Below are 25,352 nucleotides of genomic sequence, written 5' to 3' on the forward strand. Positions count from 1 at the left end.
CCGCCTGACCATGCTGACATACGTTCGTGCAGCCGAAGACGGTCAATTTTCGGGGAAATGCTCTGGAGGCCTGGCCTCCGAGTTGAACGGAGGGTCTTCGGACTTGCGGGTCCGACGCGTCTCCCCTCCGCCACCAGGCCGCACAGAGGACGCGCGCTCCATAGCGTCCCCGGGGTTAACAGCTGGCTTGGGAAGATGATGAATCATCGCCTCTTTTTGTCGCGCCTGATCGGTCGACTCGCGCGTTTGTTATGTGGCTCCGACGCCCCGGAGCGGTACGGTCCTTTTTATGCGTCTCGGATTCCGTCTCCTCCTCGTTGGAACCGTCGCGGCTTGCGCACCCATGCTGCCTGAGCCGCCCGTTCCCGTGATCACCGCCCCCGCACCGGCGCCAGTCGCCGACGCAGGCGGCGCGCCACCGCCTGTGACCGCCCCAGCCCCCGCGCCGGGCGAGGTCTTCGATCAGGCTGGCTTCGAGGGCTGGAAACAAAGCTTCCTGTCCCGCCACGGCGGCGTCCGACGGGCTGATTATGAGCGCGAGCTTCGCGGCGTGACGCCCAACCCGACCGTCGTGCGCCTCGACCGCAACCAGCCCGAATTCAGCCGCCCCGCCGGCGCCTATATCCAGAACGCCGTCTCGCCCGCCCGCATCGCACAGGCCCGCCAGCGGTCGGAGCGCGTGCCGTGGGGCGTGGTCCAGCGTTTCGGAGTGCCCTCGGAAATCCTGCTGGGCATCTGGGCCCAGGAAAGCGCCTTCGGTCAGGTGCAGGGCGACTTCGACGTCGTCCGCTCGCTCGCCACCCTCGCCTACGACGGCCGTCGCCGCGACTGGGCCGAGGGCCAGTTGAAGAACGCGCTCGACATCGTGGTCGAGGGCAAGCGCGCCCGTTCAGGCCTGCTGGGCAGCTGGGCCGGCGCCATGGGCCAGACCCAGTTCATGCCCGACAACTATCTGCGCCTCGGCGTCGATCAGGACGAAGACGGCAAGGTCGACATCTGGAACGACGACGCCGACGCCCTCGCCTCGGCCGCCAACCTGCTGGCGCAGGGTGGATGGAAGCGCGGTCAGGGCTGGGCCTATGAGGTCAAGCTGCCGGGGGGCTTTGACTATTCAGAGGCCGAAGGGCCGAAGCATCCGTGGTCCTTCTGGGCCGCCCGCGGCGTCACCCTGACCAACGGCGTGACCTTGAATCCCGCCGAGGCCGCCGAGGAGGCGACGCTGCTGCTGCCGCAGGGCGCCCGCGGCCCGGCCTTCCTCGCCCTGCCGAACCACTACGCCATCCGGCGCTACAACAACTCGGTCAGCTACGCCCTCGCCATCGGCATGATCGCCGACGGCGTCATGGGCAAGCCCGGCCTCGCCACGCCTTGGCCTGCCGATGAGCCCCTTTCCCGCGATCAGCGCATCGGAGCCCAGCGCGCCCTGACTGCCCTCGGCTACGACACCCAGGGCGTCGACGGCGTCATCGGCGCCAACAGCCGCGCCGCCCTGCGTCGGTGGCAACAGGCCAACGGTCGCATCGCCGACGGCTATCTGACGGCGGATCTGGCGGCGGAGTTGATCCGCAAGGGCGGCTAAACGCTCCGCTTGACCGGGAGGCTTGCTCTTCCCACCTCCGGAATCCTGTCCAACAGAGAAAAGGAGGTGATCGAATGTCTCATTGTCACACGCCGCGTATGGCCCGGCGCATGAGCCAGTCTCGCCTTCAGGCGGGCCTCAAAGCCTGAGCCGGCCAAACGGCCGACAATGCGGGGCCGTCTCCTTCGGGAGGCGGCCCTTTTTGTATGGGACAGGGCTCAGTAGGGGGTCTGTTCCACGCTGACGACGGCTTCGTCGATCCGCACGCCCGGGCCCAGAACGACGATCCCGGCCATCAGTACGGCGGCCATCGCGGCCAAGCTGGCCGCGCCCAGCAGGGCCCACGGATTTTCCGACTTCACAGGCGGGGTCAGCAGGATGCGCGCCTTGTTGATGCCGTCGGTCATGTCACCCCCGTTTCCGCCTGTCCCAGTTCGATCCGCTTTGGTTAACGCCGCCTTACCGAAGCCAACCCTTGGCGCATGCCGCCACAGACCCTAGAAGCCGAGCCATGATCCTCGTCGTCGACAACTACGACAGCTTCACCTGGAACCTGGTCCACTACCTTGCGGAACTGGGCGCCGAGACGCGCGTGGTGCGAAACGACGACTTGACCGCCGCCGAGGCCTGGGCGCTGAAGCCTGAGGCCGTCCTGCTGTCGCCCGGTCCATGCACGCCCAATGAAGCGGGTATCTGCCTCGCCCTGCTGGACACCGCACCGCTCGACATGCCGATCTTCGGCGTCTGCCTTGGCCATCAGGCGATGGGCCAGGCGTTCGGCGGCGACGTGATCCGGGCCAAGGCCCTGATGCACGGCAAGACCTCGCCGATCGAGCACGAGGGCCGGAGCGTCTTCAAGGGCCTCCCCTCGCCCTTCACCGCCACCCGCTACCATTCGCTGGCCGTGCGCCGCGAAACCCTGCCGGACGTGCTTCAGGTCACAGCATGGACCGCGGACGGCGAGATCATGGGCCTGTCGCACCGGACGCGCCCCATCCACGGCGTCCAGTTCCATCCGGAATCCATCGCCACCGAGCACGGCCACGACCTGCTCGCCAACTTCCTCGATCTGGCCGGCGTGCGCCGGACGGCGATGGTCTGAGGTGGCTGACGGCTTCAAATCCCTGCTCGCCGATCTCGTCGATGGCCGCGTGCTGTCGTCCGAACAGGCGCGTGCCTTCTTCGCCGCCTGCCTGAGAGGCGAGCCGACGCCCGCGCAGGTCGCCGCCGCCGTCACCGCCCTGCGTATCCGCGGCGAGACGGTGGACGAGATCGCCGCCTTCGCCGGGGCCATGCGCGACGCCGCCCTGACCTTCGACCATCCGTATGAGGTCATCGACACCTGCGGCACCGGGGGCGACGGCGCTCATACCTTCAACATCTCGACTGCCGCGGCGCTGGTTCTCGCCGGAGCGGGCCTGAAGGTCGCCAAACACGGCAACCGGGCGCTCAGCTCGAAGTCCGGTTCTTCCGACGTGCTGGCGGCGCTAGGCGTCAATCTGGCGGCCACCCCGGCCCAGCAACGCGTGGCTCTCGATCAGGCCGGCATCGCCTTCCTGTTCGCCCCGACCTACCACGGCGCCATGCGCCATGTCGGGCCGGTGCGCGCAGAGATCGGCTTCCGCACCGTCTTCAACCTGCTCGGCCCCTTGTCCAATCCGGCGGGCGCAAAACGACAGGTGATGGGCGTCTACGACCCACGCTTGCTCGAGCCGCTGGCTGAGGTGCTGGGTCGTCTCGGCGCGGTCCGCGCCTGGACCGTCCACGGTCAGGGCCTCGACGAGCTGACGACCACTGGCCCGACCGAGGTGGCGGAATGGAGGGACGGCTCTGTCCGCCGCTTCCAGGTCACACCCGAAGACGCAGGCCTGCCTCCGGCCGATCTCGCCGATCTGCGCGGCGGCGATGCGGAAGAGAACGCGGCGGCCCTGCGCGAGCTGCTGGACGGCGTGACCGGCGCCTACCGCGACATCGTCCTGCTCAACGCCGCGGCCGCCCTCGTCGTCGCCGACCGGGCTGCGGACTTGCGTGACGGCGCCGTACAGGCCGCCGCCGTCATCGACGACGGCCGGGCCGCCGCCGCGCTCGCTCGTCTGGTCGAGGCGACCAACACCCCGATCGAGGATGAGCCCGCTTGACCGACGTCCTGAACCGCATCGCCGCCTACAAGCGCGAGGACGTCGCCGCCCGCAAGCTCGCCACGCCGCAAGCCGACATGGAGGCCCGCGCCCGCGACGCCTCGCCACCGCGCGGCTTCCACGCCGCCCTCGAACGCGTTTCAGAGACCGGCCGTCCCGCTCTCATCGCCGAGATCAAGAAGGCCAGCCCATCCAAAGGTCTCATCCGCCCCGACTTCGATCCGCCCTCCCTCGCCAAGGCCTACGAGCGTGGCGGCGCCGCCTGCCTGTCGATCCTGACCGACGGCCCCAGCTTTCAGGGTGACGACGCCTATCTGGGTCAGGCCCGCGAGGCGACCGCCCTGCCCTGCCTGCGCAAGGACTTCCTCGTCGACCCGTGGCAGGTGGCCGAGAGCCGGGCGCTGGGCGCCGACTGCATCCTGATCATCCTCGCCATGATCGATGACGCCCTCGCCGCCGACCTGCTGGCCGAGGCCGATCGCTTCGGCATGGACGCCCTGATCGAGACCCATGACGAGGGCGAGATGTCGCGCGCCTGCGCCCTCGTCGCCGATCGCGATGAAGCACTGGTCGGAATCAACAACCGATCGCTACGCACGTTCGAGGTCGACCTCGAAGCCACCGAACGCCTCGCCCTGCTTAGCCCGGTCCACGCCCTGCTGGTCGCCGAAAGCGGCATCTTCACCCCTGACGACGTCGCCCGCGTCAGCGCCGCCCACGCCCAGGCCATCCTCGTCGGCGAGAGCCTGATGCGTCAGGACGACGTGGAGGCAGCCACGCGGGCGCTGCTCCAGTAACGGGTCCTTAACCGGAACACCTCACGAACAGATTGTGGACGTTTGCGGTTTGTTCCGCTACCTTCACAGCAACCGGATTCGCTTCGAGGTCGCCATGCTCACGCGCAAACAGCACGAACTGCTCATGTTCATTCACGAGCGGATTCAGGAAACGGGCGTGTCGCCGTCGTTCGACGAGATGAAGGAGGCGCTGGATCTGGCGTCCAAGTCCGGTATCCACCGGCTGATCACGGCGCTGGAGGAACGGGGCTTCATTCGCCGCCTCGCCCACCGGGCCCGCGCGCTGGAAGTGACCAAGCTGCCGGAGCAGGCCGCCGCCGGAGCGCCCCGTGGCCATGCGGGCTTCAAGCCCAGCATCGTCGAGGGCGGTCGCCCGCGGAATGTCGAACCGGCCAACGACACTCGCGAACTGTCGCTGATGGGCAAGATCGCGGCGGGCACGCCGATCGACGCCATCGAACACGAGACCGCCCGCTATCCAGTGCCCGAAGCGATGCTGGGCGCTGGTGAGCACTATCTGCTCGAGATCGAGGGCGACTCGATGATCGAGGCGGGCATCCTCAATGGCGATATGGTCATCATCAAATCCACCGAGAACGCCGCGTCCGGCGAGATCGTGGTGGCTCTGGTCGAGGGCGAGCAGGCGACGCTGAAGCGCCTTCGCAAGAAGGGCGCGTCGATCGCGCTGGAGCCCGCCAACCGCAACTACGAAACCAAGATCTACGGCTCGGACCAGGTCGCCGTTCAGGGCAAGCTTGTCGGACTGATCCGCCGCTACCACTGACATTGTCCTCCCGGACGACGCGAAGCGGCGGTCCGGGATGACAGACATCTATTCGACCGCCCCATCTCCATAGCGGCTCCATGGCCGATCGCCGCGCCCCTCTGCGGTCCAGCCTGCCCGCCAGCCAGCGCCCTCACGCCACAACTCGACCGCCCCGCCCCGGGCGAAATCGATGCCGTCCAGAACAAGCCGCCCCTCGCAGGCGGCCGGAAGAACTGTGACTGCCGCTCGTATACTGACGACCTCGGCCGCCTCGCACAGTCCGGCCAGTTGCGCGTCAGACGGCGCTCGCCGGCCCCACCAGAGCGCCACGGGGCCTGTCGCCTCGCTTTGCGGCGCGCAGCCGAACCGGGTGCAGACCCAGCCCTCTTCCGGCCGCTCCATGGCCTGTAGTCCCCGTCGACGGCTCCAGACATCGACCGCGAACTGCCTGACGCCCGGACGCGCGACGATGGCCTGCCCCTCCCGCAGGAAGGCCGACTGCGTCCCGCCGTCGCCGATCCAGATATCCGGCGCAGGCGCTCTCGGCCACAGCATGACCGCGCAGGCGAATGGTAGCCCCAGCCACCGCAGCGGCCCGCGCCACAGGCAGCAGAACAGCACGCCCATAAAGGCGATCGGCAGAACGAAGTCTGGTGCGCTCGCCACCGTCCGGACCGCGCCCGGCAAGCCCGCCGTCCACTCGCCGATCGCCAGCATCAGCTCTATCCCCCTCCCCGCCAGCCACAGGAAAGGCGCGCCCAGTCCGAGGGGCTCCAGCAAGGCGCCCAGCGCCAGCGCCGGCATGATCAGGAAGTCAGACGCCGGCGCCGTCGCCAGATTGGCGGCCAGTCCGTACATCGCCGTCCGATTGAAGTGCTGCATGGCGAACGGAGCGGTCGCCGCCCCGGCAACCAGACTGGCCAGCACCGCCGCCCCGATCCAGGCGCCCGTCCGCTGCACCAGCAGGATCGGCCATGGCGCCGAAATCTCCCGTGGACGCTTCGGCCACGCTTCGACCAGCGCCACCAACGCCGCCGTGGCCGCAAAGGACATCTGGAACCCCGGCGTCACGATCGCCTCAGGCTGCAGCAGCAAGACCACGAACGCCGCCACCGCCAGCGCATGCATCGTGATCGCCTGCCGATCCAGCAGCACAGCCAGAAAGGCGATCGAAGCCGTGATGGCGGCCGGCGGAGGCGCGCCTGAGATGACCAGATAGACGCCCGTCGCAATCAGCCCGGCCCACGCCGCGACCTTCTTACCCGGCACGCGCAATGCCAGCCAGGGCCACGCCGCGACCAGCAGCCGGACCAGGAAGAAGGCGAAGCCGCCGACCACGGCCATGTGCAGCCCCGAAATCGACAGGATGTGCGCCAGACCGGAGTCTCGCATCACATCGACCAGTTCAGGATCCAGCCACGCCTCATGCCCGGTGGTCATCGCCGCCGCCACGCCGCCCGCCCGTTCTCCCTCCCGCGCCACGATCCGCCAGGCCAGATCAAAGCGGATGCCGTTGACCCACATGATAAGCCGAAGCTTCCACGGCGGCGGCTCGAGATACGCCGGTCGCGTCTCACCAAGGCCAAACGCCACCCCGCCGAGGCTCTGGAAATACGCGTTCCGCCCGAAGTCATACGCCCCCGGACTGGCCGGCGCGGGCGGCGGGTTCAGGATGGCGAACAGCCGGATCGCCTGTCCCGGTTCCGGCGGCGCGGCGTCCCGGACCGTGGCGCGCAGGCGGATCGGCGTCTCCTCCGGCGCCAGCCCCCGAATGCGGACCGGCGCGATGACCACCCGAGGTCCGGCCGAACCCGGGCTGTCGACGTCCACCACCCAGCCCTCGATCACCGTCGGCTCCTGCATCGCCGGCGCGATCGGCGCGGCGACGGTCTCGGTCCTCAGCTTGGCGATCGCCAGACCAAGGGCGAAACAGGCCAGCAGCATCAACGGCAGGGTCACGACCCGTCCAGCCCCCAGCCGACGCGCCGCCTGCCAGCCCAGCCCCGTGACGGCCGCCAGCGCCACCAAGGGCCACAGCGGCGGCTCCGACTTCAGCGCGAAATAGACCGCGCACCCGCCCCCGAGCGCCACCGGCGCCCACAGCCGCCAGCGCAGCGACTGTGCGACCACCTGCTCCGCCAACCATGCGCGCAGCCGGGCCGACAGTCTGGGCTTTGCCGCAGCCGGCGCTATAACGCCCGCCATGACCTCCCCGTCCGCACCCACGTCAGCCGTCGTCACCCGCTTCGCCCCCTCGCCCACTGGCTCCCTGCACATAGGAGGGGCCCGGACGGCGCTTTTCAACCATCTGTTTGCACGTCGACACAACGGCAGGTTTCTGGTTCGGGTCGAGGACACCGATCGCGAACGCTCCACCGACGAGGCGGTGAAAGCGATTTTCGACGGTCTGAGCTGGCTGGGCCTCTTCGCCGACGACGAGCCGGTGTTCCAGTTCTCTCGCGCCGACCGCCATCGCGAGGTCGCCAACACACTGCTCGAAACCGGGCACGCCTATCGCGACTTCCTGAGCGCCGACGAGACCGGCGCGCTGCGTGATCAGGCCAAGGCCGAGGGCCGGGACTTCGTTTCGCCGTGGCGCGACCGCGACCCGACCGTGGATGACCTGTCAAAGCCGCACACCGTGCGCTTCCGTCGCCCGCTGGATCAGGCCGTCGTCGTGGAGGACGCCGTTCAGGGCGCCGTGCGCTGGGAGTCCTCTGCGCTGGACGATCTGGTCATCCTGCGGTCCGACGGCGCGCCGACGTATAATCTCGCCGTCGTCGTCGACGACCACGACATGGGCGTGACCCACGTCATCCGGGGCGACGACCATCTGAACAACGCCGCCCGCCAGAGCCTGATCTATGACGCGCTCGGCTGGACCCGGCCCGTCTTCGCCCACATCCCCCTTATCCACGGTCCGGACGGCGCCAAACTGTCCAAACGGCATGGAGCGCAGGCGGTGCATGAATATGCCGAGATGGGCTACCTGCCCGAGGCCATGCGCAACTATCTGGCTCGCCTCGGCTGGGCCCATGGTGACGACGAGCTGTTCTCCGACGAGCAGGCGGCGGCGTGGTTCGATCTCGATGGTGTCGGCAAGGCCCCATCACGGCTCGACTTCGACAAGCTTGCCCACGTCAACGCCCACTGGATGCGGCTGGCCGACGACGACCGTCTGGCCAAGGCGGCGCTGGACGTCCACCTGTCGCGCGGCCATGCGCTGGGTCCCGAGGACGAGGCGCGCCTGCTGCACGCCATGCCGTTCGTGAAGGACCGGGCGAAGACCCTGCTGGAGCTGGCGGACCAGACCGTCTTCGTCCTCAAGCCCCGCCCTCTCGCCTTGGATGAGAAGGCGCTGGGTCAGCTCGCCGGCGAGGCTGCTGACCGCATCGGCCGGCTGCGCGACCGGCTGGCGCTGTTCCAGAGCTGGGACGTCTTCGCGCTGGAGGCCGAGCTTAAGGCCTTCGCGGAAGAGGAAGGCGTCGGCTTCGGCAAGATCGGTCCGGCCGCCCGCGCGGCCCTGACCGGCGGCAGCCCGTCGCCCGACATCGCGCGCATCCTCGCTTCACTGGGCCGTGAAATAAGCCTCGGCCGCTTGGATGACGCGTTGCAACAGACTAAGTGACAATCAATGAAGCATTGCGGCCGACGCCTCCCCGCGTCCGCGCCGCCCAGGGCTGTAAGGGGCACGAATGACTGACACTGCGAAATCCGCCGGTACGGCGACCATCGACTACGCCGGCAAGACCGTTGAACTGCCGGTGCTGAAGGGATCTGTCGGTCCCGACGTGATCGATATCCGCAAGCTGTACGGCGCGACCGACGCCTTCACCTTCGACCCCGGCTTCACCTCCACCGCCGCCTGTGAGAGCGCCATCACCTATATCGACGGCGACGCGGGCGTGCTGCTGCACCGCGGCTATCCGATCGGCCAGCTGGCGTCGAAGTCGAACTTCATCGAGGTCTGCCACCTGCTGCTGCACGGCGAACTGCCGACGGCCGCGGAATACAAGGCGTTCGAGAACTCGATCACCATGCACACCATGCTGCATGCCCAGTTCGACCAGTTCTTCCAGGGCTTCCGCCGCGACGCCCACCCGATGGCCATTATGGTCGGCACCGTCGGCGCCCTGTCGGCCTTCTACCACGACAGCCTGGACATCCATGATCCGGTCCAGCGCAACATCTCGGCCATCCGTCTGATCGCCAAGATGCCGACGATCGCGGCCCGCGCGTACAAATATCACATCGGCCAGCCGTTCGTGTCGCCGCGCAACGACCTCAGCTACGCCGAGAACTTCCTGCGCATGTGCTTCGCCGTACCGGCCGAGGACTATGTCGTCGATCCCAAGATGGCCAAGGCCATGGACCGGATCTTCACCCTGCACGCCGATCACGAGCAGAACGCCTCGACCTCGACCGTCCGTCTGGCGGGTTCGTCGGGCGCCAATCCGTTCGCCTGTATCGCCGCCGGCATCGCCTGCCTGTGGGGCCCGTCGCACGGCGGCGCCAACGAAGAGGCGCTGACCATGCTCAAGCAGATCGGCACCCCGGACAAGATCCCGGAGTTCATCGAGGGCGTGAAGGCCAAGAAGTACAAGCTGATGGGCTTCGGCCACCGCGTGTACAAGAACTACGACCCCCGCGCGACGGTGATGAAGGAGTCCGCGGACGAGATCCTCGACCTCGTCGGCGCCGAGAACGATCCGCTGTTCCAGGTCGCCAAGGAACTGGAGCGCGTCGCCCTGTCGGACGAGTATTTCATCGAGCGCAAGCTGTTCCCGAACGTCGACTTCTACTCGGGCATCACCCTGTCGGCGATGGGCTTCCCGACCTCGATGTTCACCGTCCTGTTCGCCCTGGCCCGCACCGTGGGCTGGATCGCCCAGTGGGAAGAAATGCTGGCCGATCCGGCGCAGAAGATCGGCCGCCCACGCCAGCTCTACACGGGCCCGACCGAGCGGGACTACGTTCCGATCCAGTCGCGCGGCTGATCCTGAATACAGAAACGCCGGCCCCGTCAGGAGCCGGCGTTTTTCTTTGGTCGCTGCCTGGGTTCAGCGGTTCAACGCGCCCCGCGCCGCCTCGGCGTAGCGGTGGCCCGAAGCCGCGTTCTTGGGGAACACGTCCCCAATGCGCGACAGGTCTTCCGGCGTCAGGTCGATCTCCGTCGCCGCGATGTTCTCTTCCAGCGTCCGGATCCGCCGCGTGCCGGGGATCGGAACCAGATGCTCGCCCTGCGCCAGCACCCATGCCAACGCCAGTTGGGCGGCCGTCACGCCCTTGTCCTTCGCGATGCCGCTGACCGCCTCGACCAGATCGAGGTTCTTCTGGAAGTTCTCGCCCATGAAGCGGGGGTTGGATCGGCGGAAGTCATCGGCCGCCAGATCGTCGATCGACTTGATCTCTCCGGACAGGAAGCCGCGGCCCAGCGGGCTGTACGGCACGAACCCGATGCCCAGTTCCTCGCAGGCCGCCAGCAGTTCGTCTTCCGGCTCCCGGCTCCACAGCGAATACTCGGTCTGCAGCGCCGTGATCGGATGCGTCGCATGGGCCTTGCGCAGCGTCGCGGGCGCCGCTTCCGACAGGCCCAGAAAGCGCACCTTGCCCTCGGTCACCAGCTCGGCCATCGCGCCCACCGTCTCCTCGATCGGCGTGTTCGGGTCGACGCGGTGGAGATAGTAGAGGTCGACGTGGTCGACGTTCAGCCGCTTCAGGCTGCCCTCGATGGCCCGGCGTACATTCGCGGGCGAGCCGTCGACGGTCAGGGCCGTGCGATCGGCGTTGTAGCCGATGCCGAACTTGGTCGCGATGAAGGCCTGATCGCGTTTGCCGGCCAGCGCCTTGCCAACCTGAATCTCGTTGGTGTGTGGGCCGTACATCTCGGCGGTGTCAAAGAAGTTCAGGCCCAGATCGAGCGCACGGTGGATCACCGCCGTCGCCTGCGCCTCATCGGAGGCCTGCCCGTAGAAAGCGGCCATGCCCATGCAGCCGAGGCCGATTGCGGACACTTCCGGTCCGGACTTTCCGAGGCGACGCGTCTTCATGGGCAGGCTCCTGTGGCTGAGAGCCTCAGGTCGTGCTCGCCCCGCCGTTCCGCAAGGCTAGAGCGGCGCGCACGCCACCTTCAGCCAGTCCAGCACCTCGCCATCCAGGAGCGGCCCGACCTTGGCAAGCGTCTCAGCGTGATAGGCGTCGACATAGGCGCGTTCGTCGGGCGTCAGCAGGGCCGGATCGATCAGCCGGCGATCCAGAGGCGCGAAGGTCAGTTGCTCGAACCCGTGCATCGGCCGCTCGCCGCCCGGGATCGGCTCCGGCGGCGTCACGACCTGCAGCGTCTCGATCCGGATGCCCCAGTGGCCCTCGCGATAGTAGCCGGGCTCGTTGGACAGGATCATGCCGGTCAGCAGCGGCTGGGTGTTTACGGCCTTTGCGATCCGCTGCGGCCCCTCATGGACGCCCAAATAGCTGCCGACGCCGTGCCCCGTGCCGTGATCGTAGTCGAAGCCCTGCATCCACATCGGCAGCCGCGCCAGCGCGTCCAGCTGGTGGCCCGTGGTTCCGGCCGGGAAGCGCACGACAGCCATGGCGATGTGGCCCTTCAGCACGAGGGTGAACATGCGGCGCTGGTCGGCCGTTGGCTCACCCACCGCCATGGTCCGCGTCACGTCGGTCGTGCCGTCCAGATACTGGCCGCCGCCATCCACCAGCAGCAGCGAGCCCTTCTCCATCCGGCGGATGGTGCGGCTGACGGGCTTGTAGTGCGGCAGGGCGCCGTTGGGACCGGAGCCTGCGATAGTGTCGAACGACAAATCCTTCAACGCGCCGGTCTCTTCCCGGAACCGCTCCAGCGCCTCGGCGACCTCGCGTTCTGTCGGCAGGGTTTCCTGCGCGACCGTATCGACCCAGTGAAGGAAGCGGGTCAGCGCCGCGCCGTCGCGAATGTGCGCCTGTCGCGTGCCCTCGATCTCCACCGGATTCTTGGCTGCGCGCGGCAGGGTGCAGGGGTCCATGCCGCGCACCACCGTCGCGCCCGCCTGTTCCAGCCGGTCGAAATACCAGGCCGAGGACTGGCCGGGATCGATCAGGACCTTGCGGCCCTTCATCCCGTCCAGCACGCCCGGCAGCGCCTCGGGAGCCTCCAGCCTCACGGCGTCGCCCAGCCAAGCGGGGAGTTCGTTGGTCACCTTGCGCGGATCGAGGAACAGCCTCGCCGACCCGTCCGCATTCACCACCGCCTGCCCCAGCGGCAGGGGCGTACGGATGACGTCGCCGCCCCGGATGTTGAACAGCCATGCCAGCGACGCCGGCGCCGTAAGGACGGCCGCGTCCGCGCCCTTGTCCGCCACAGCCTGCCCGATGCGCGTGCGCTTGGAGGCGCTGCTTTCGCCGGCATAGCGATCCTCATGCGGCACGACCGGCGCGCTTGGCTGATCCGGACGTTCGTCGGCCCATGCCAGATCGAGCGGATTGACCTCGACTGGCCGCAGCGTAGCTCCTGCCTTCTCGGCTGCCCGCCGCAGGGTCGCCAGCGCGTCTGGGCTGTGCAGGCGCGGATCATAGCCGATGACGGCGCCCTTCGGCGCGGCCTCCAGATAGGCGGGCACCCCACCCTCGACGAGGTCGAGGATTTCGAACTGGTCCGGGTCCACCTGCGCGCGCACCTGCACGGTGTAGCGGCCGTCAGCGAACACCGCCGCGCGATCGGCCAACACAACGCCCGCCCCGGCCGAGCCGGTGAAGCCGCTCAGCCACGCCAGTCGGTCGTTGGCGGCGGGCAAATATTCGTTCTGGTGCTCGTCCTCGTGCGGGACCAGCAGGCCGTCAAGGCCCTGCTCGGCCATCCGGGCGCGGACGCGCGGCAGGTGTCTGGCCCCGAAGGACGGATCGGTGGTTTCGTCGAAGGACTGGCGCATGGCCGGGAACCTAGCGTCCCCGGCCATGCCTGCAAGATCAGTTCTGCGGCGAAGTCGGCGTGACCACCGCCGGACCTGTGCTCGGCGCGGGCGCGGTCACGACAACGGGTCGCTCAACGACGACAGGTGTCGCCGCTCGCGCTTCAGCCGCTCGCGCTTCCGCGTCCGCGCGGACAGCCTCGGCCTGCGATCGGGCCAGATCGGCGCGGCCGATGTCGACGCCGGCCTGCGCCGACGCGACCTGCCCCTGAACGGCGGCCTGATCGGCCTGCGCCTGGGCTGTCGCAGCGTCGACCTGCGCCTCAAGCAGGGCCGCATCGCTTGCGGGCGCCTGTCCCCGGGCAAACAGGATCCAGAGCACGGCGATCAGCACCACTCCGCCCAGAATGCCTGCGATCCACCAGCCGGTGTTGGATTCGCGCACCACGACGGTTTCGGTCGTCTCGGTATAGACCGGAGCCGCAGGCCTCGGATCATTCGGATCGTATTGTGTCATCAGCCTTCTCCCTGGCCCCTCTGGCCGGTGAGAACGGCTACGCTGTCTACCCGTTCCGCCGTTAACCCACTCTGCGAAGAACGAGCGCGCTCCACGCGTCCCGATGGATGCGCCGCTCCAGCTTGAATCCGCGCGACAGATAGGCCGCCGTGACCCGCCGCTCCTGCGTCCGCAGCAGGCCGGACAGGATCGCCACACCCTCCAGCCTCAGCGCATCCTTGATGTCCTGGGCCAGGCTGACGAGGGGCGGAGCGAGAATATTGGCGAAGACCAGATCGTACGGCCCCTGCCCCCGCACCTTGCGATCGTTCAGCCCGAAGGCGTGCACGAAGCGGGCATCGGCCTGATTCAGCTTGGCGTTCTCGTTGGCGATGCGGACCGAGGGCGCGTCGATGTCGGTGCCCATTGCGACCTTCGACCCGGTTTTCGCTGCCGCGATGGCCAGAACGCCCGTCCCGCAGCCCACATCCAGAACCCGCTCGAACCGCTCGCGCTTCAGCAGCTCGTCGAACGCCAGCAGGCATCCGACCGTCGTGCCGTGGTGTCCGGTCCCAAAGGCCGCGCCGGCGTCGATCTTCAGCTGCACGCGGTTGGGCGGCACCCGTCCCTGATCGTGGGCCCCATAGACAAAGAACCGCCCCGCCTCGACCGGAGGCAACCCCGACAGCGACATCGCCAGCCAGTCCGCGTCAGCCAGTTTCTCGACGACAACGGTCAGGCCTTGGTGCGCCGACAGAGTCGCCTCGATGCCCTCGACCTCCTCATCCGTCGTCGGGAAGGCGTCGATCCGCCAGATGCCCTTGTCCTCGTCTTCCTCGAGAATCGAATAGGTCGCGCCCTCCAGCAGAGGGTTTTCATCCAGCGCGAGCGCGGCGGTTTCGGCGACGGCGCGGGGACCGCGAGCGATTATCTGAACAGCGGACTCGGACATTTCTCAAAGGCCGCTATGATTGCGAATCGAGACACGCGCTGGCGTGCGCTCTTTCGCCAGCTGCAACATCATCCGAGGGGTCGGGGAATCCATGGCTAAAGCACCGTCTAAACCGAGTACCGCCAAAGCGGCTAGCGCCGCTTCCAAGCCGAAACCGGCGGCAAAGTCGAGCGCCGCGAAGCCCGCTGCGGCGAAAGCTGCTCCGAAAGCGGCCGCCAAACCGGCCGTGAAAGCCGTGACCAAGGCTCCGGCCAAGGCCGCTGCGCCGAAGCCGGCCGCCAAGCCCGCCGCCGCCAAGGCTGCGCCGAAGGCCGCCGCCAAGCCTGTGACCAAGATCGTCGCTCCGGCCAAGGCCGCTTCTCCGAAGGCGACCGCGCCCAAGGCCGCGGCCAAGCCGGCTGCGAAGGCCGCTGCAAAGCCTGCCGCCAAAGCAGCGCCGAAGCCCGCCGCCAAGGCCGCTGCGAAACCGGCTGCCAAGCCTGCCGCCAAGCCCGCTGCCGTGAAGGCCGCTCCGGCCGCCAAGCCCGCCGCAGCTCCGGTCGCCGCCACGCCGACGCCCGCGCCCAAGCCGGCTCCGGCCGCTGCCGCGCCCGCCACGCCAACGCCGGCCGCGACCAAGCCTGCCGAGAGCAAGGGCTTCTTCTCAGGCCTGCTCGACGCCATCTTCGGCAAGAAGTAAGCCGCGCCTGAAATGACCAAGGGCCGGAGGATCGCTCCTCCGGCCCTTTTTCTTGCGCGTTGTGCGGCGACCTATTCCGGCAGGTCTTCCGCCAGAATGGCCATCTCGAACATAAAGCTGCCGGCCTCATCCTCGTCCTCGAAGACCACGCCGATGAACTCGTCGCCGACATAGACCTCGGCCGAGTCGCTGGGCTTGCCGCGCGGCTTCAGAATGATGCCGCCGGTGTTGAAGGTGCGCTTCAGGTGCGTCTCGACGCGCTTCATATCGGCGGTGTTCATGGTCAGGCCTCGTTGATTTGCGCGGAACCTAAAGAATGCGCCGGGGAAGCGAAACCCTCAGATGACGAAGTCGTAGACGATGTCGGCCAGCGTATGGTCCATCGTCCGCGCCGGAGCCTCGCCCGCCGGGCAGTTCACAAGCCGCGCCGGAACGCCCGCGACGGTGCATCCCGACGGCACGGCCTTCAGCACCACCGAGCCCGACGCCACCTTGGCGTAGTCGCCGATCGTAATGTTGCCCAGCACCTTGGCGCCCGCGCCCAGCAGCACGCCCTTGCCGATCTTCGGGTGCCGGTCGCCCCGCTCGGCGCCCGTTCCGCCCAGCGTTACCCCGTGCAGCATGGACACCTCGTCGCCCACAATAGCGGTCTCGCCGATGACGATGCCCGTGCCGTGGTCGAGGAACAGACCCGCGCCCATCCGGGCCGCCGGGTGAATGTCCACCTGAAACAGCTCCGACATCCGGCTCTGGAAGTGGAAGGCCAGCGTCTCCCGCCCCTGTCCCCACAGCCAGTGCGCCACGCGATGCGCCTGCAGGGCCTGAAAGCCCTTGAAGTAGAGGAAGGGCTGCAGAAGCGTCCGGATGGCGGGGTCCCGTTCCGCTACGGCGCGCAGGTCCGCCTCGGCCGCCGCGACGATGCCCGGATCGGCGTCAAACGCCTCGCGGCACACCTCGCGCACCGACATCGGGCCCAGCTCTGAATCACCGAGCTTGCGGGCGATCTGGAAGCTCAGGGCCGAGGCGAGGTCGCTGTGCGACAGGATCACGGCGTTGATCTGCGACGCCAGCGCAGGCTCGACGCGCGCCGTTTCCTCGGCCGCCGCGCGCAGCAGCGACCAGGTTTCAGGCTCGGAGGCGACGACTTCCAGTTGGGGCATCCAAGGCTCCTTCACGGGACAGGATACCGTGTCCGCCCCCCGCAAGGCCATATGGGATCGACACCGGCCCCTCGCCACGCTGGCGAGCGACGCCGCGAGCCCCTAGATGGGCGACATGACCGATCAGGATCTCGGCGGCGCCCTGCCCGTCCCCACCCCGTCCCCGGAACTGGAGGCCCGACTCGCCACGCGTCGGTCAGCCCCCGCGCAAAGCCTGACGACGCCAGGCCCATCGCCTGAACAGATCGACCGCATTCTCCATCTCGGAGCTCGCACACCCGACCACGGCAAGCTGTTCCCGTGGCGGTTCGTGGTCATGGGCCCGTTCAGTCGCACCGATCTCGCGCAGGCCCTGCGACCGCTCGCAGACCGCCAATCCGGACCTGACAAGGCCCGCGCCGTCCTGTCCAAGCTGGTCGCGGCGCCTGTGACCATCCTCGTCGTCTCGACCCCCGTCCCTAGCCCCAAGGTCCCCGTATGGGAGCAACAGCTGTCAGCCGGCGCGGTCTGCATGAACATCGAACACGCCGCCAACGCCTTGGGCTTCAGCGCCAGCTGGATCACCGACTGGTACAGCTATGACGAAGAAGCGAAGGCCCTCTACGGCGTCGGATCGAACGAACAAGTCGCCGGTTTCATCCACCTCGGCAGCCTCGCCGAGGCGCCGCTTGAACGACCGCGTCCCGATCTGGCCGGCAAGGTCGAACGCCGGCCCTGATCAGCGGCTGACGATGACCGCCATCGCGAACAGACCCACGATCTGGACCACCGTCGCCACTCCGATGAGGGCGATCATCACATCCTCGATCCAGTCATGGCCGCCTTCAGTCGGCTTGCGCATGGCTCGACCATAACACGATTCGAACTCCGACAACTACTTTTGCGTGTGTAGCCCCGCTACGTACCGTGTAGCGAGCATCGGTTTGCCCAGCCAGTAGCCCAGTTCAGCCGGGCGCTCGATGTCCCAGACCGCGAAATCCGCCGCCTTGCCGACCTCGAGCGTACCGATCTCATTCTCAAGGCCCAGCGCCTTCGCTGCATGGCGCGTGACCCCTGCCAGCGCCTCTTCCGGCGTCAACCGGAACTGCACGCAGGCCAGATTGATCGCTGCCGTCATCGACGCCACCGGCGAGGTGCCCGGATTGCAGTCCGTCGCCACCGCCATCGACACCCCGTGCTCTCGGAACAGGGCAATGGGCGGCGGCGTGGTCTCGCGCAGCATCAGGAACGCCCCCGGCAACAGCACGGCGACCACGCCCGCCTGTCCCATGGCCCGGACGCCCGCTCCGGTGCTATGCTCGACGTGGTCCGCTGACAGGGCCCCGTAACGCGCCGCCAGCGCCGCCCCGCCGCCGTCTGAGAGCTGGTCCGCGTGCAGCTTGACCGGCAATCCCAAGTCGCGCGCCTTGTCGAACAGCCGCGCCACCTCGGCCCCGGAGAAGGCGATCGGCTCGCAATAGGCGTCAACCGCATCGACCAGCCCCTCGGCATGCGCGGTCGGCAGGATGTCGTCCACCGCCAGATCAACATAGGCCGACCGCTCCGCCCGATGCTCCGGCGGCACGGCATGCAGGCCCAGATAGCTGGTGCGCACCCGCACTCCCGCCTCGCGCCCGATCCGCCGGGCCACGCGCAGCATCTTCAGCTCGCTGTCCCGATCCAGCCCATAGCCGGACTTGATCTCGACCGTGGTGACGCCTGTCTGCTTCAGCCCCTCCAGCCGTGACAGCGCGGACGCGTAAAGCTCATCCTCCGACGCCGCCCGCGTCGCCGTCATCGAGCTGACGATCCCGCCCCCTGCCCGCGCGATCTCCTCATAGGTCGCGCCGTTCAGCCGCTGCTCGAACTCCCCCGACCGGTCGCCGCCGAACACCAGATGCGTGTGGCAGTCGATCAGCCCCGGCGTCACCCAGCGCCCGTCCAGCCGGTCCGTTTCGGCGGCCTCGTGCGCCGGCAGGTTCTCCCGTGCGCCGATCCATGCGATGAGCCCACCTCGGATAAGGATCGCCCCATCCTCGATCGCGCCATAAGCCGCGCTTCCGTCGACCATGGTCGCCAGCCGGCAATCCGTGATCAGTCGATCGAACCGCTCAGCCACGCGCTTCAAATCCCGCCAGCAGCTCACAAAACCACCGCCCGACCGTCAGCGAGCCCAGATCGCCGATCTCCAGCGACGGGTCGTACTCTGTCAGATCGACCGCCTTCACCTTGGGACAGGCGCCAATCACCCGCGTCGCGTCGAAGAAGTCCTGAACCCACACCCCGCCCGGTCGCGCACCCGGCGAGGCTGGCCACTGGCTACGGTCGATCACATCGATGTCGAAGTCGACGTAGATGACCTCGGCCAGCGCCGACAACCGGTCCAGCTCCTCAGCGACTACGGCCGCCAGCCCACGCTCCCGACACTCCCCCGCTGCCCGGACCGAAATTCCCGCCGCCTTGGCCTTCTCGTGCGCCCGACGGGTGTTGGCGAACGGCGCCAGTCCGACCTGACTGATCCGCTCGCCGGCCAGCCCGTCTTCGAGAAGCGCCTGAACAGGGTTGCCGTTCGTCAGGCCCTGATCGGTATCCCGCAGGTCGAAATGGGCGTCCAGCGTCAGCAGCGCAGTCCGTTCCAGCCCCAGCCCATGTAAGCCCGGCCGCGTGATCGCATTGTTGCCGCCTACCAGCACGGTCAGCGCCCGCCTCCCGTGCGCACTCATCGCCTCCCGAATCGGCCCGAACCCGTCCGCCGGCGTCACAGCTTTCAGCACCACATCGCCGGCGTCATGCACCCGCGTCTGCAGCTCGCGGCCGGTTTCGACATCATAGGTCGAGAACCGCGGCAGAACGGCGCGGAACGCCTTCGGGCCCAGATCGCATCGACCGGGCGTCAACGACCGCTCGTTCAGTCCCGCGCCGATCACGGCGACGGGCGCATCGGGGTGATCGCCGATCAGGTTCGCGACGCTGCGCCAGCCCAATGCTTCTGAGTCTTCCAAGGTCATGGGCGGGCAGCGTAGAGAGGCCGCCATGACGACTCAACAGACCCCGAACACGCGCGTCATCCGCGCCCCTCGCGGCCCCGAGATGACCGCGAAGACATGGGCCGCCGAGGCCGCCCTGCGCATGCTGATGAACAACCTCGACCCCGAGGTCGCCGAGCGCCCGGAGGACCTCGTCGTCTACGGCGGCATCGGCAAGGCGGCCCGCAACTGGCAGGCCTTCGATCGCATCGTCGACGAGCTCCGCGCGCTGGAGGCCGACCAGACGTTGCTGGTCCAGTCCGGCAAGCCGGTCGGGGTGTTCCGCACCCATGTCGACGCCCCGCGCGTCCTGATCGCCAACTCCAACCTCGTGCCCAAGTGGGCGACGTGGGAGCATTTCAACGAGCTCGATCGCAAGGGCCTCATGATGTACGGCCAGATGACCGCCGGCTCGTGGATCTACATCGGCACCCAGGGGATCGTTCAGGGCACCTACGAGACCTTCATGGAGGCCGGCCGCCAGCATTACGGCGGCGACTGGTCCGGCAAATGGATCCTGACCGCAGGCCTCGGCGGCATGGGTGGCGCCCAGCCTCTGGCCGCGACGATGGCGGGGGCATCGTGCCTTGCGGTCGAATGTCAGCGCAGCCGGATCGAGATGCGTCTGCGCACCCGCTACCTCGACGTCATGGCCGAAACGCTGGACGAGGCCCTGGCCCTCATCGAGCAGGCGAAACTCGACGGAAAAGCGATATCGGTCGGCCTGTTGGGCAACGCGGCTGATGTTCTGCCTGAACTTGTGAAGCGCAGAGTCCGCCCCGATCTCGTCACCGACCAGACCAGCGCCCACGATCTGGTCAACGGCTACCTGCCGCAGGGCTGGACGGTCGCCGAGTGGGAGGACAAACGCGTCTCCGACCCCGCCGCCGTCGCGGCCGCCGCCCGCAAATCCTGCGCTGTCCACGTTCAGGCGATGCTGGATTTCCAGAAGATGGGCATCCCCGTCACCGACTACGGCAACAACATCCGACAGGTCGCCTTCGATCAGGGCGTGACGAACGCCTTCGACTTCCCCGGCTTCGTCCCCGCCTACATTCGCCCGCTGTTCTGCCGCGGCGTCGGCCCTTTCCGCTGGGCCGCCCTGACCGGCGATCCGGAGGATATCCGCAAGACCGACGAGGCCATGAAGCGCCTGTTCCCCGACAACGCCGGCCTGCACCGCTGGCTCGACATGGCGGGCGAGCGCATCGCCTTCCAGGGCCTGCCCGCCCGCATTTGCTGGATCGGTCTGGGCGACCGCCACCGCGCCGGCCTGATGTTCAACGACATGGTCGCCTCAGGGGAGCTCTCGGGCCCCATCGTCATCGGCCGCGACCACCTCGACTCGGGCTCGGTCGCCAGCCCCAACCGCGAAACCGAAGCCATGATGGATGGCTCCGACGCCGTCTCCGACTGGCCCCTGCTCAACGCCCTGCTCAACACCGCCTCCGGCGCAAGCTGGGTGTCCCTGCATCACGGCGGCGGCGTCGGCATGGGCTACAGCCAGCACTCGGGCGTCGTCATCGTCGCCGACGGCACCCCGGAAGCGGCGAAGCGTCTCGAGCGCGTCCTCTGGAACGACCCGGCCACCGGCGTTATGCGCCATGCCGATGCGGGCTATGAGATCGCCCGCGGCGCCGCCCGCGAACACGGCCTCAACCTGCCCAGCCTGAAGGCCTGACCATGACGAAGATCATCATTGGCCAGTCGCCTCTCACCCTCGCCCGGCTTCGCGCTGTTCTTGATGGTCCGGTCACCGTCTCGCTGACCGACGCCGCGTGGGCTGATGTCGAAAAGGGCGCGGCCGTCGTCGCCGCCATTCTCGCCGAGGGACGCACGGTCTATGGCATCAACACCGGCTTCGGCCTGCTGGCCAACACCAGCATCGCCGCGGAAGACCTTGAAACGCTTCAGAAGAACCTCGTGCTGAGCCACGCCTGCGGCGTCGGCGCCCTGCTGGACGACAACGTCATCCGCCTGCTGATGGTGCTGAAGATCGCCAGCCTGTCCAAGGGCGCCTCCGGCATCCGCCGCGCGACGCTGGAAACCCTGATCGCGCTCGTGAACGCCGACGTCCTGCCCTGCATCCCGTCCAAGGGGTCGGTCGGCGCCTCAGGCGATCTGGCGCCGCTGGCCCACATGTCCTGCGTCCTCATTGGCGTGGGCGAGGCTCGCGCAGGCGGTCAGACGATGTCAGCGGAAGACGCGCTGGCCCGCGTGGGGCTGAAGCCGCTGGTGCTGGGCCCCAAGGAAGGCCTTGCCCTTCTCAACGGCACCCAGTGCTCGACGGCGCTCGCCCTGGCCGGCCTGTTCGCCGCCGAAGCGACCTTCGCCGCCGGGATCGCCGCCGGCGCCCTGTCGGTCGATGCGCTGAAGGGCTCCGACGCCCCGTTCGACGCCCGCATCCACGCCCTTCGCGGCCAGCCGGGTCAGATCGACGTCGCCGCCCGTCTGCGCAGCCTGATGGCCGGGTCGGCGATCCGCGACAGTCACCGCGAGGACTGCCACAAGGTGCAGGATCCCTACTCCCTGCGCTGCCAGCCGCAGGTCATGGGCGCCACCCTCGACGTCCTGCGCAACGCCGCCGCCATGCTGGAGCGCGAGGCCAACGCCGTCACCGACAATCCGCTGGTCTTCATCGAGGACGGCGACGTCATCTCCGGCGGCAACTTCCATGCCGAGCCCGTCGCCTATGCGGCCGACCAGATCGCCATGGTCCTGTGCGAGATCGGCAATATCTCCGAGCGCCGGACCTCCATCCTCGTCGATCCGAAGATGAGCGAACTCCCCGCCTTCCTCGTCAAGGAAAGCGGCCTGAACTCCGGCTTCATGATCGCCCAGGTCACCGCCGCCGCCCTGGTCGCCGAGAACCGGATGGTCGCCCATCCCTGCGTCATCGACACCGTGCCGACCAGCGCCAATCAGGAGGACCATGTCTCCATGGCCACCCACGGCGCGCGACGTCTGCTGGACATGGCCGAGAACACCGCCGCCGTCGTCGGCATCGAACTGCTGGCCGCGGCGCAGGGCCTCGAGTTCCACCGTCCGCTGACCAGCTCGCCCGATCTGGAACAGGTCTTCGCCATCGTCCGTCAGGCGGCGGCGCCCTACACGTCCGACCACTATTTCGCACCCGACATCCAGCGGGCGACCGAGGGTGTGCGCGCCGGCCTATACCGGCCGTTCGCGGGCGACCTGCTGCCCTCGGCCTGATCAGGTCTGCAGCGGCGCCCGCCTGAGTGCGATCAGGCTGGAAGAGCCCGTACAGAAGCAGACGGTCCGAAGCTGTCGGGCGACCTGCTGCACCGCCTCGATGACGGCTTCTGTCGAGGCGGCCGCCCCCACGCGCAGCCCAGCCATATCGGCGCCAAGCCGGATCGCCTTCGCGGCCTCCACGCCATCCGTCAGACCCGAGGCGATCAGCATGCTGCTCGGGCAGGCGGATCTCACCGGCGCGATCGCCGTCGCCAGCGAGCCGCCCCAGTCCGCAAAGGCGGGGTCCGGCGCCCCCTCGTCTCCGGCAAGATCAACGACAGCCACGCCCATCTCGACCAGCCGTCGGGCGGTCGCTGTCGAGAGACGCCCTCGCGCGGCGACGGGTGCGTCAAGACCCTTGGCCAGCGCTTCCAGCGCCGCGCCCAGTCCCCACCAGTCGCCCGTGCCGTCGGGATCGCCGGCGTCTTTCAAGGGGCTAAGCTCGACCGTCAGGCCGTCGGCGGCGACCCGATCCAGCGCGTCGCGCACCTGATCGACGCCAAAGCCCCGCAACAGGTCCGCAGCCCGCACGCTGGCGAGGATGGGCGTGTCCGGCGCCTTCAGCCGCACGGTCATGTCCGGGCCGAGACCGATCATCAGCGCGACGCCAAGCTGCTGCGCCGCCTCGGCCAGCCGAACCGCCTCCTCGGGACTGGCGCCCCGCCCGTCCACCAGCAGCGGCGCCTTCAGCCTGCGCCCGAGGAAGTCCGTCCCGAGATCGATTTTGCCCAAGTCGATATCCGGCAGGGCCTCATGCACGAACCGCACGTTTTCGAAGCCCTCGGACCGGCGAGACGGATCGGTCATCGCGACCTCTAGGGCTGCTTCTCGACCGTCATGGCGTAGGCGCCGGTCTGACCCTGCTGGAAGCTGCCGGCGCGGATCTCGTAAGTCCCGTCTTCCGGCGCGGTCCATTCGATCTTCGCGTGGGTGTCCGACAGGCCGTCGTCGTCCGTCGCCATCGACTCGAACGCCTCGCCCTTTTGCTGGCCGACCGTCAGGTAGCTGTCGACCTCATTGGACACCATGGTGATCAGCAGCTTCTCGTCCTTGCGCAGCGTCACGCGATAGGCGTCATAGAAGCTGTTGTCCTCGGCCGTCGCGTCGCTCTCGCTCAGCGTACCCCGCGCCGTCGACCCGACCAGAATGCTGCCCGGCTCGGGCTGCGGCCCGCGATCGATCAGCTCCAGCGAGTACAGCCCCTTGCCGTCCGCTCCCAGCGGCGAGGCGCGCAGCACATAGGTGCCGTCTTCTGGGATGGTGAAGTTCAGGCGCGAGTCCGTGCCTTCACCCAGACCGTCGTCGTCCTGCCCCAGCGCCGAGAATTCGCCCTCGGCGGCGCCGACCTGCAGGAAGGTGTCGAAATCGCCCGAGCGCATGATCGCGCGGACGCGCTGGCCCTCGCGTCCCTCGAAGGTGAAGGCGTCGAAGGTGCGGTCTTCATTGTCGGTGGAATCACCCTCGCCGATCTCGCCCTCGATCTTCGCGCCGAACGCCAGCGTCTCCGGCGCCTTCTCCGGCTCCATCTCGCTCAGCTTCAGGGTGTAATCGCCGGTCCCCTCCGAGAAGGCGCGGGCCTCGATCAGATAGTCGCCATCCGCCGGCAGGGTGAAGATCAGCCGCGAGTCGGTCCCGTCGCCAGAACCGTCGTCGTCCGTCGCCAGACTGGCTTCATTGCTGTCGAACAGCTCCAGGAAGGCGTCGAAGTCATCCGAGCTCATCTCGACGCGCACACGCTGGCCGGCCCGTCCGGTGAAGCGATAGCGGCTGGTCTTGCTGTCATTGGCCAGTTCACCGTTCGCGGTGTCGCCGACGGCGATCGGCTGCGCCTGCACCGGCGGCGGTCCCTCTTCCAGCGCCAGCCGGTAACGGCCTTCGGCAGAGCCCGAAAGCGACATCGCGCGGATCACATATTCGCCGTTCGACGGCGCGGTGAAGACCAGCCGGGAGTTCAGCCCATCCTCGCCGCCGTCGTCATTTTCGCCCAGTTGCTCGAAGGCGCCGCCGTTCATCCGGCCGATGCGAACCACCGGATCGAAGTCCTCGCTCTCCAGCACGATCGCGACCCTCTCACCCTGCCGCGCGCGCCAGCTGTAGGCGTCAAAGGCGTCGCCGGTGTCGGTCTCCGGATCCGTGTCCGACAGCTGACCGTTCTGGCTCTGACCGATCCGGATGCCGGCCGGGCGGGGCGGGCGACCCGCTGGCGGACGTTCCGCTAGCCTCAGCGTATAGGCTCCTTCCCCCTCGCCCAGCGGGCGGGCGCGGATTTGATAGGTCCCGTCTTCCGTGGCGGTAAAGCGCAGCCTGGAGTTCGTGCCTTCGCCCGCGCCGTCGTCGTCGCTGTCCAACAGGCCGTCCTCACCGCCCGGGCCGCGAAGCTCCAGATAGGCGTCGAAGGCGTCGGAGCTCAGATTGATCTCGAATCGCTGTCCGCGCCGCGCCTGAAAGCTGTAGCCGTCGTAGTGGACGTCATCCGCGGTCGCGTCCTCGCCGGTGATCTCGCCATTGACCGTCGCCCCCACCGCAATCGGCGACGCCTCCTGCGCCAGCGCCGGAACCGCGCTGAAAGCCAGACTGCTGGCGGCGGCGAGAATGATGGAACGACGCATGCGGGACCCCTGATTGCG

General features: G+C 68.2%; 24 protein-coding genes. 11 read left to right on the top strand and 13 right to left on the bottom strand.

Features of this window, described 5'->3' with window-relative positions:
* Window positions 1–289: 289 nt before the first annotated feature.
* On the top strand, window positions 290–1,579 hold the full coding sequence (locus ACIQC9_RS08045; protein WP_400614237.1) for a lytic murein transglycosylase: 1,290 nt from the start codon (window positions 290–292) through the stop codon (window positions 1,577–1,579).
* Window positions 1,580–1,797: 218 nt separating this feature from the next.
* Here ACIQC9_RS08045 and ACIQC9_RS08050 read toward each other — a convergent pair whose 3' ends face one another.
* Window positions 1,798–1,986, bottom strand: a complete 189-nt coding sequence (locus ACIQC9_RS08050) for a peptidoglycan-binding protein (protein WP_400614239.1) — start codon at window positions 1,984–1,986, stop codon at window positions 1,798–1,800.
* 104 nt (window positions 1,987–2,090) lie between these two features.
* Here ACIQC9_RS08050 and ACIQC9_RS08055 point away from each other — a divergent pair, with 104 nt between their 5' ends.
* The 4 genes from ACIQC9_RS08055 (at window position 2,091) to lexA (ending at window position 5,298) form a co-directional block, all read left to right on the top strand.
* Complete coding sequence (locus ACIQC9_RS08055) at window positions 2,091–2,681, top strand: anthranilate synthase component II (RefSeq protein WP_400614242.1); 591 nt, start codon at window positions 2,091–2,093, stop codon at window positions 2,679–2,681.
* Window position 2,682: 1 nt separating this feature from the next.
* Window positions 2,683–3,717 (top strand): anthranilate phosphoribosyltransferase, encoded by a 1,035-nt coding sequence (gene trpD, locus ACIQC9_RS08060; RefSeq protein WP_400614244.1) that lies wholly within the window; start codon window positions 2,683–2,685, stop codon window positions 3,715–3,717.
* Entirely contained in the window at window positions 3,714–4,514 is an 801-nt protein-coding gene (gene trpC / locus ACIQC9_RS08065) for an indole-3-glycerol phosphate synthase TrpC (RefSeq protein ID WP_400614246.1), read from the top strand. Before trpD ends, trpC begins: the two co-directional genes overlap by 4 nt.
* Window positions 4,515–4,608: 94 nt before the next feature.
* Entirely contained in the window at window positions 4,609–5,298 is a 690-nt protein-coding gene (gene lexA / locus ACIQC9_RS08070; protein ID WP_400614248.1) for a transcriptional repressor LexA, read from the top strand.
* Between the two features lie 48 nt (window positions 5,299–5,346).
* On the opposite strand, the gene ACIQC9_RS08075 is transcribed toward lexA, so the two are convergent.
* Window positions 5,347–7,521 carry a ComEC/Rec2 family competence protein gene (locus ACIQC9_RS08075; RefSeq protein WP_400614250.1) on the bottom strand — a complete coding sequence of 725 codons (2,175 nt, stop codon included), beginning with the start codon at window positions 7,519–7,521 and terminating at the stop codon, window positions 5,347–5,349.
* Between ACIQC9_RS08075 and gltX the strand changes: the two genes are divergently transcribed.
* Both gltX and gltA read left to right on the top strand, forming a co-directional pair.
* Window positions 7,484–8,908 carry a glutamate--tRNA ligase gene (gene gltX, locus ACIQC9_RS08080; RefSeq protein ID WP_400614252.1) on the top strand — a complete coding sequence of 475 codons (1,425 nt, stop codon included), beginning with the start codon at window positions 7,484–7,486 and terminating at the stop codon, window positions 8,906–8,908. The genes ACIQC9_RS08075 and gltX overlap by 38 nt on opposite strands.
* Window positions 8,909–8,975: 67 nt before the next feature.
* On the top strand, window positions 8,976–10,277 hold the full coding sequence (gltA, locus tag ACIQC9_RS08085; protein WP_400614255.1) for a citrate synthase: 1,302 nt from the start codon (window positions 8,976–8,978) through the stop codon (window positions 10,275–10,277).
* Between the two features lie 63 nt (window positions 10,278–10,340).
* Here gltA and ACIQC9_RS08090 read toward each other — a convergent pair whose 3' ends face one another.
* The 4 genes from ACIQC9_RS08090 to ACIQC9_RS08105 form a co-directional block, all read right to left on the bottom strand.
* Entirely contained in the window at window positions 10,341–11,330 is a 990-nt protein-coding gene (locus ACIQC9_RS08090) for an aldo/keto reductase (RefSeq protein ID WP_400614257.1), read from the bottom strand.
* Window positions 11,331–11,387: 57 nt separating this feature from the next.
* Entirely contained in the window at window positions 11,388–13,199 is a 1,812-nt protein-coding gene (locus tag ACIQC9_RS08095; protein WP_400614259.1) for an aminopeptidase P family protein, read from the bottom strand.
* Window positions 13,200–13,236: 37 nt separating this feature from the next.
* Window positions 13,237–13,695 carry a hypothetical protein gene (locus ACIQC9_RS08100; protein ID WP_400614261.1) on the bottom strand — a complete coding sequence of 153 codons (459 nt, stop codon included), beginning with the start codon at window positions 13,693–13,695 and terminating at the stop codon, window positions 13,237–13,239.
* Between the two features lie 61 nt (window positions 13,696–13,756).
* Window positions 13,757–14,626 (bottom strand): 50S ribosomal protein L11 methyltransferase, encoded by an 870-nt coding sequence (locus ACIQC9_RS08105; RefSeq protein ID WP_400614263.1) that lies wholly within the window; start codon window positions 14,624–14,626, stop codon window positions 13,757–13,759.
* Between the two features lie 226 nt (window positions 14,627–14,852).
* Between ACIQC9_RS08105 and ACIQC9_RS08110 the strand changes: the two genes are divergently transcribed.
* On the top strand, window positions 14,853–15,305 hold the full coding sequence (locus tag ACIQC9_RS08110) for a hypothetical protein (RefSeq protein WP_400614266.1): 453 nt from the start codon (window positions 14,853–14,855) through the stop codon (window positions 15,303–15,305).
* Window positions 15,306–15,376: 71 nt separating this feature from the next.
* Here the strand turns inward: ACIQC9_RS08110 and ACIQC9_RS08115 are convergent, their stop codons facing one another.
* Window positions 15,377–15,586 carry a DUF3126 family protein gene (locus ACIQC9_RS08115; RefSeq protein ID WP_056449995.1) on the bottom strand — a complete coding sequence of 70 codons (210 nt, stop codon included), beginning with the start codon at window positions 15,584–15,586 and terminating at the stop codon, window positions 15,377–15,379.
* Between the two features lie 57 nt (window positions 15,587–15,643).
* Window positions 15,644–16,465, bottom strand: coding sequence for a serine O-acetyltransferase (gene cysE, locus ACIQC9_RS08120; protein ID WP_400614270.1), 822 nt, complete (start codon window positions 16,463–16,465; stop codon window positions 15,644–15,646).
* 106 nt (window positions 16,466–16,571) lie between these two features.
* Here cysE and ACIQC9_RS08125 point away from each other — a divergent pair, with 106 nt between their 5' ends.
* Window positions 16,572–17,183: a nitroreductase gene (locus ACIQC9_RS08125; RefSeq protein WP_400614272.1), complete on the top strand. Its 612-nt coding sequence runs from the start codon at window positions 16,572–16,574 to the stop codon at window positions 17,181–17,183.
* On the opposite strand, the gene ACIQC9_RS08130 is transcribed toward ACIQC9_RS08125, so the two are convergent.
* The 3 genes from ACIQC9_RS08130 to ACIQC9_RS08140 are packed head-to-tail and all read right to left on the bottom strand — an operon-like array spanning window position 17,184 to window position 19,452.
* On the bottom strand, window positions 17,184–17,306 hold the full coding sequence (locus ACIQC9_RS08130; protein WP_400614275.1) for a hypothetical protein: 123 nt from the start codon (window positions 17,304–17,306) through the stop codon (window positions 17,184–17,186).
* Window positions 17,307–17,339: 33 nt separating this feature from the next.
* Window positions 17,340–18,515, bottom strand: a complete 1,176-nt coding sequence (hutI, locus tag ACIQC9_RS08135; protein WP_400615432.1) for an imidazolonepropionase — start codon at window positions 18,513–18,515, stop codon at window positions 17,340–17,342.
* A gap of 40 nt (window positions 18,516–18,555) precedes the next feature.
* Entirely contained in the window at window positions 18,556–19,452 is an 897-nt protein-coding gene (locus tag ACIQC9_RS08140; protein ID WP_400614277.1) for an arginase family protein, read from the bottom strand.
* Between the two features lie 25 nt (window positions 19,453–19,477).
* On the opposite strand from ACIQC9_RS08140, the gene hutU reads away from it, so the two are divergent.
* Window positions 19,478–21,151 carry a urocanate hydratase gene (gene hutU / locus ACIQC9_RS08145; RefSeq protein ID WP_400614280.1) on the top strand — a complete coding sequence of 558 codons (1,674 nt, stop codon included), beginning with the start codon at window positions 19,478–19,480 and terminating at the stop codon, window positions 21,149–21,151.
* Window positions 21,152–21,153: 2 nt separating this feature from the next.
* The gene (gene hutH, locus ACIQC9_RS08150; RefSeq protein ID WP_400614282.1) at window positions 21,154–22,683 is read left to right on the top strand and encodes a histidine ammonia-lyase; all 1,530 of its coding nucleotides are present in this window, start codon (window positions 21,154–21,156) and stop codon (window positions 22,681–22,683) included.
* Here the strand turns inward: hutH and ACIQC9_RS08155 are convergent, their stop codons facing one another.
* Both ACIQC9_RS08155 and ACIQC9_RS08160 read right to left on the bottom strand, forming a co-directional pair.
* Window positions 22,684–23,532, bottom strand: coding sequence for a type 2 isopentenyl-diphosphate Delta-isomerase (locus ACIQC9_RS08155; protein WP_400614284.1), 849 nt, complete (start codon window positions 23,530–23,532; stop codon window positions 22,684–22,686).
* Window positions 23,533–23,540: 8 nt separating this feature from the next.
* A complete protein-coding gene (locus ACIQC9_RS08160; RefSeq protein ID WP_400614285.1) occupies window positions 23,541–25,334 on the bottom strand; it encodes a PPC domain-containing protein in 1,794 nt (597 codons plus the stop codon).
* Window positions 25,335–25,352 lie beyond the last annotated feature (18 nt).

The sequence above is a fragment of the Brevundimonas sp. NPDC092305 genome (assembly GCF_044755415.1).
In the GTDB taxonomy this organism is placed as follows: Bacteria; Pseudomonadota; Alphaproteobacteria; order Caulobacterales; family Caulobacteraceae; genus Brevundimonas.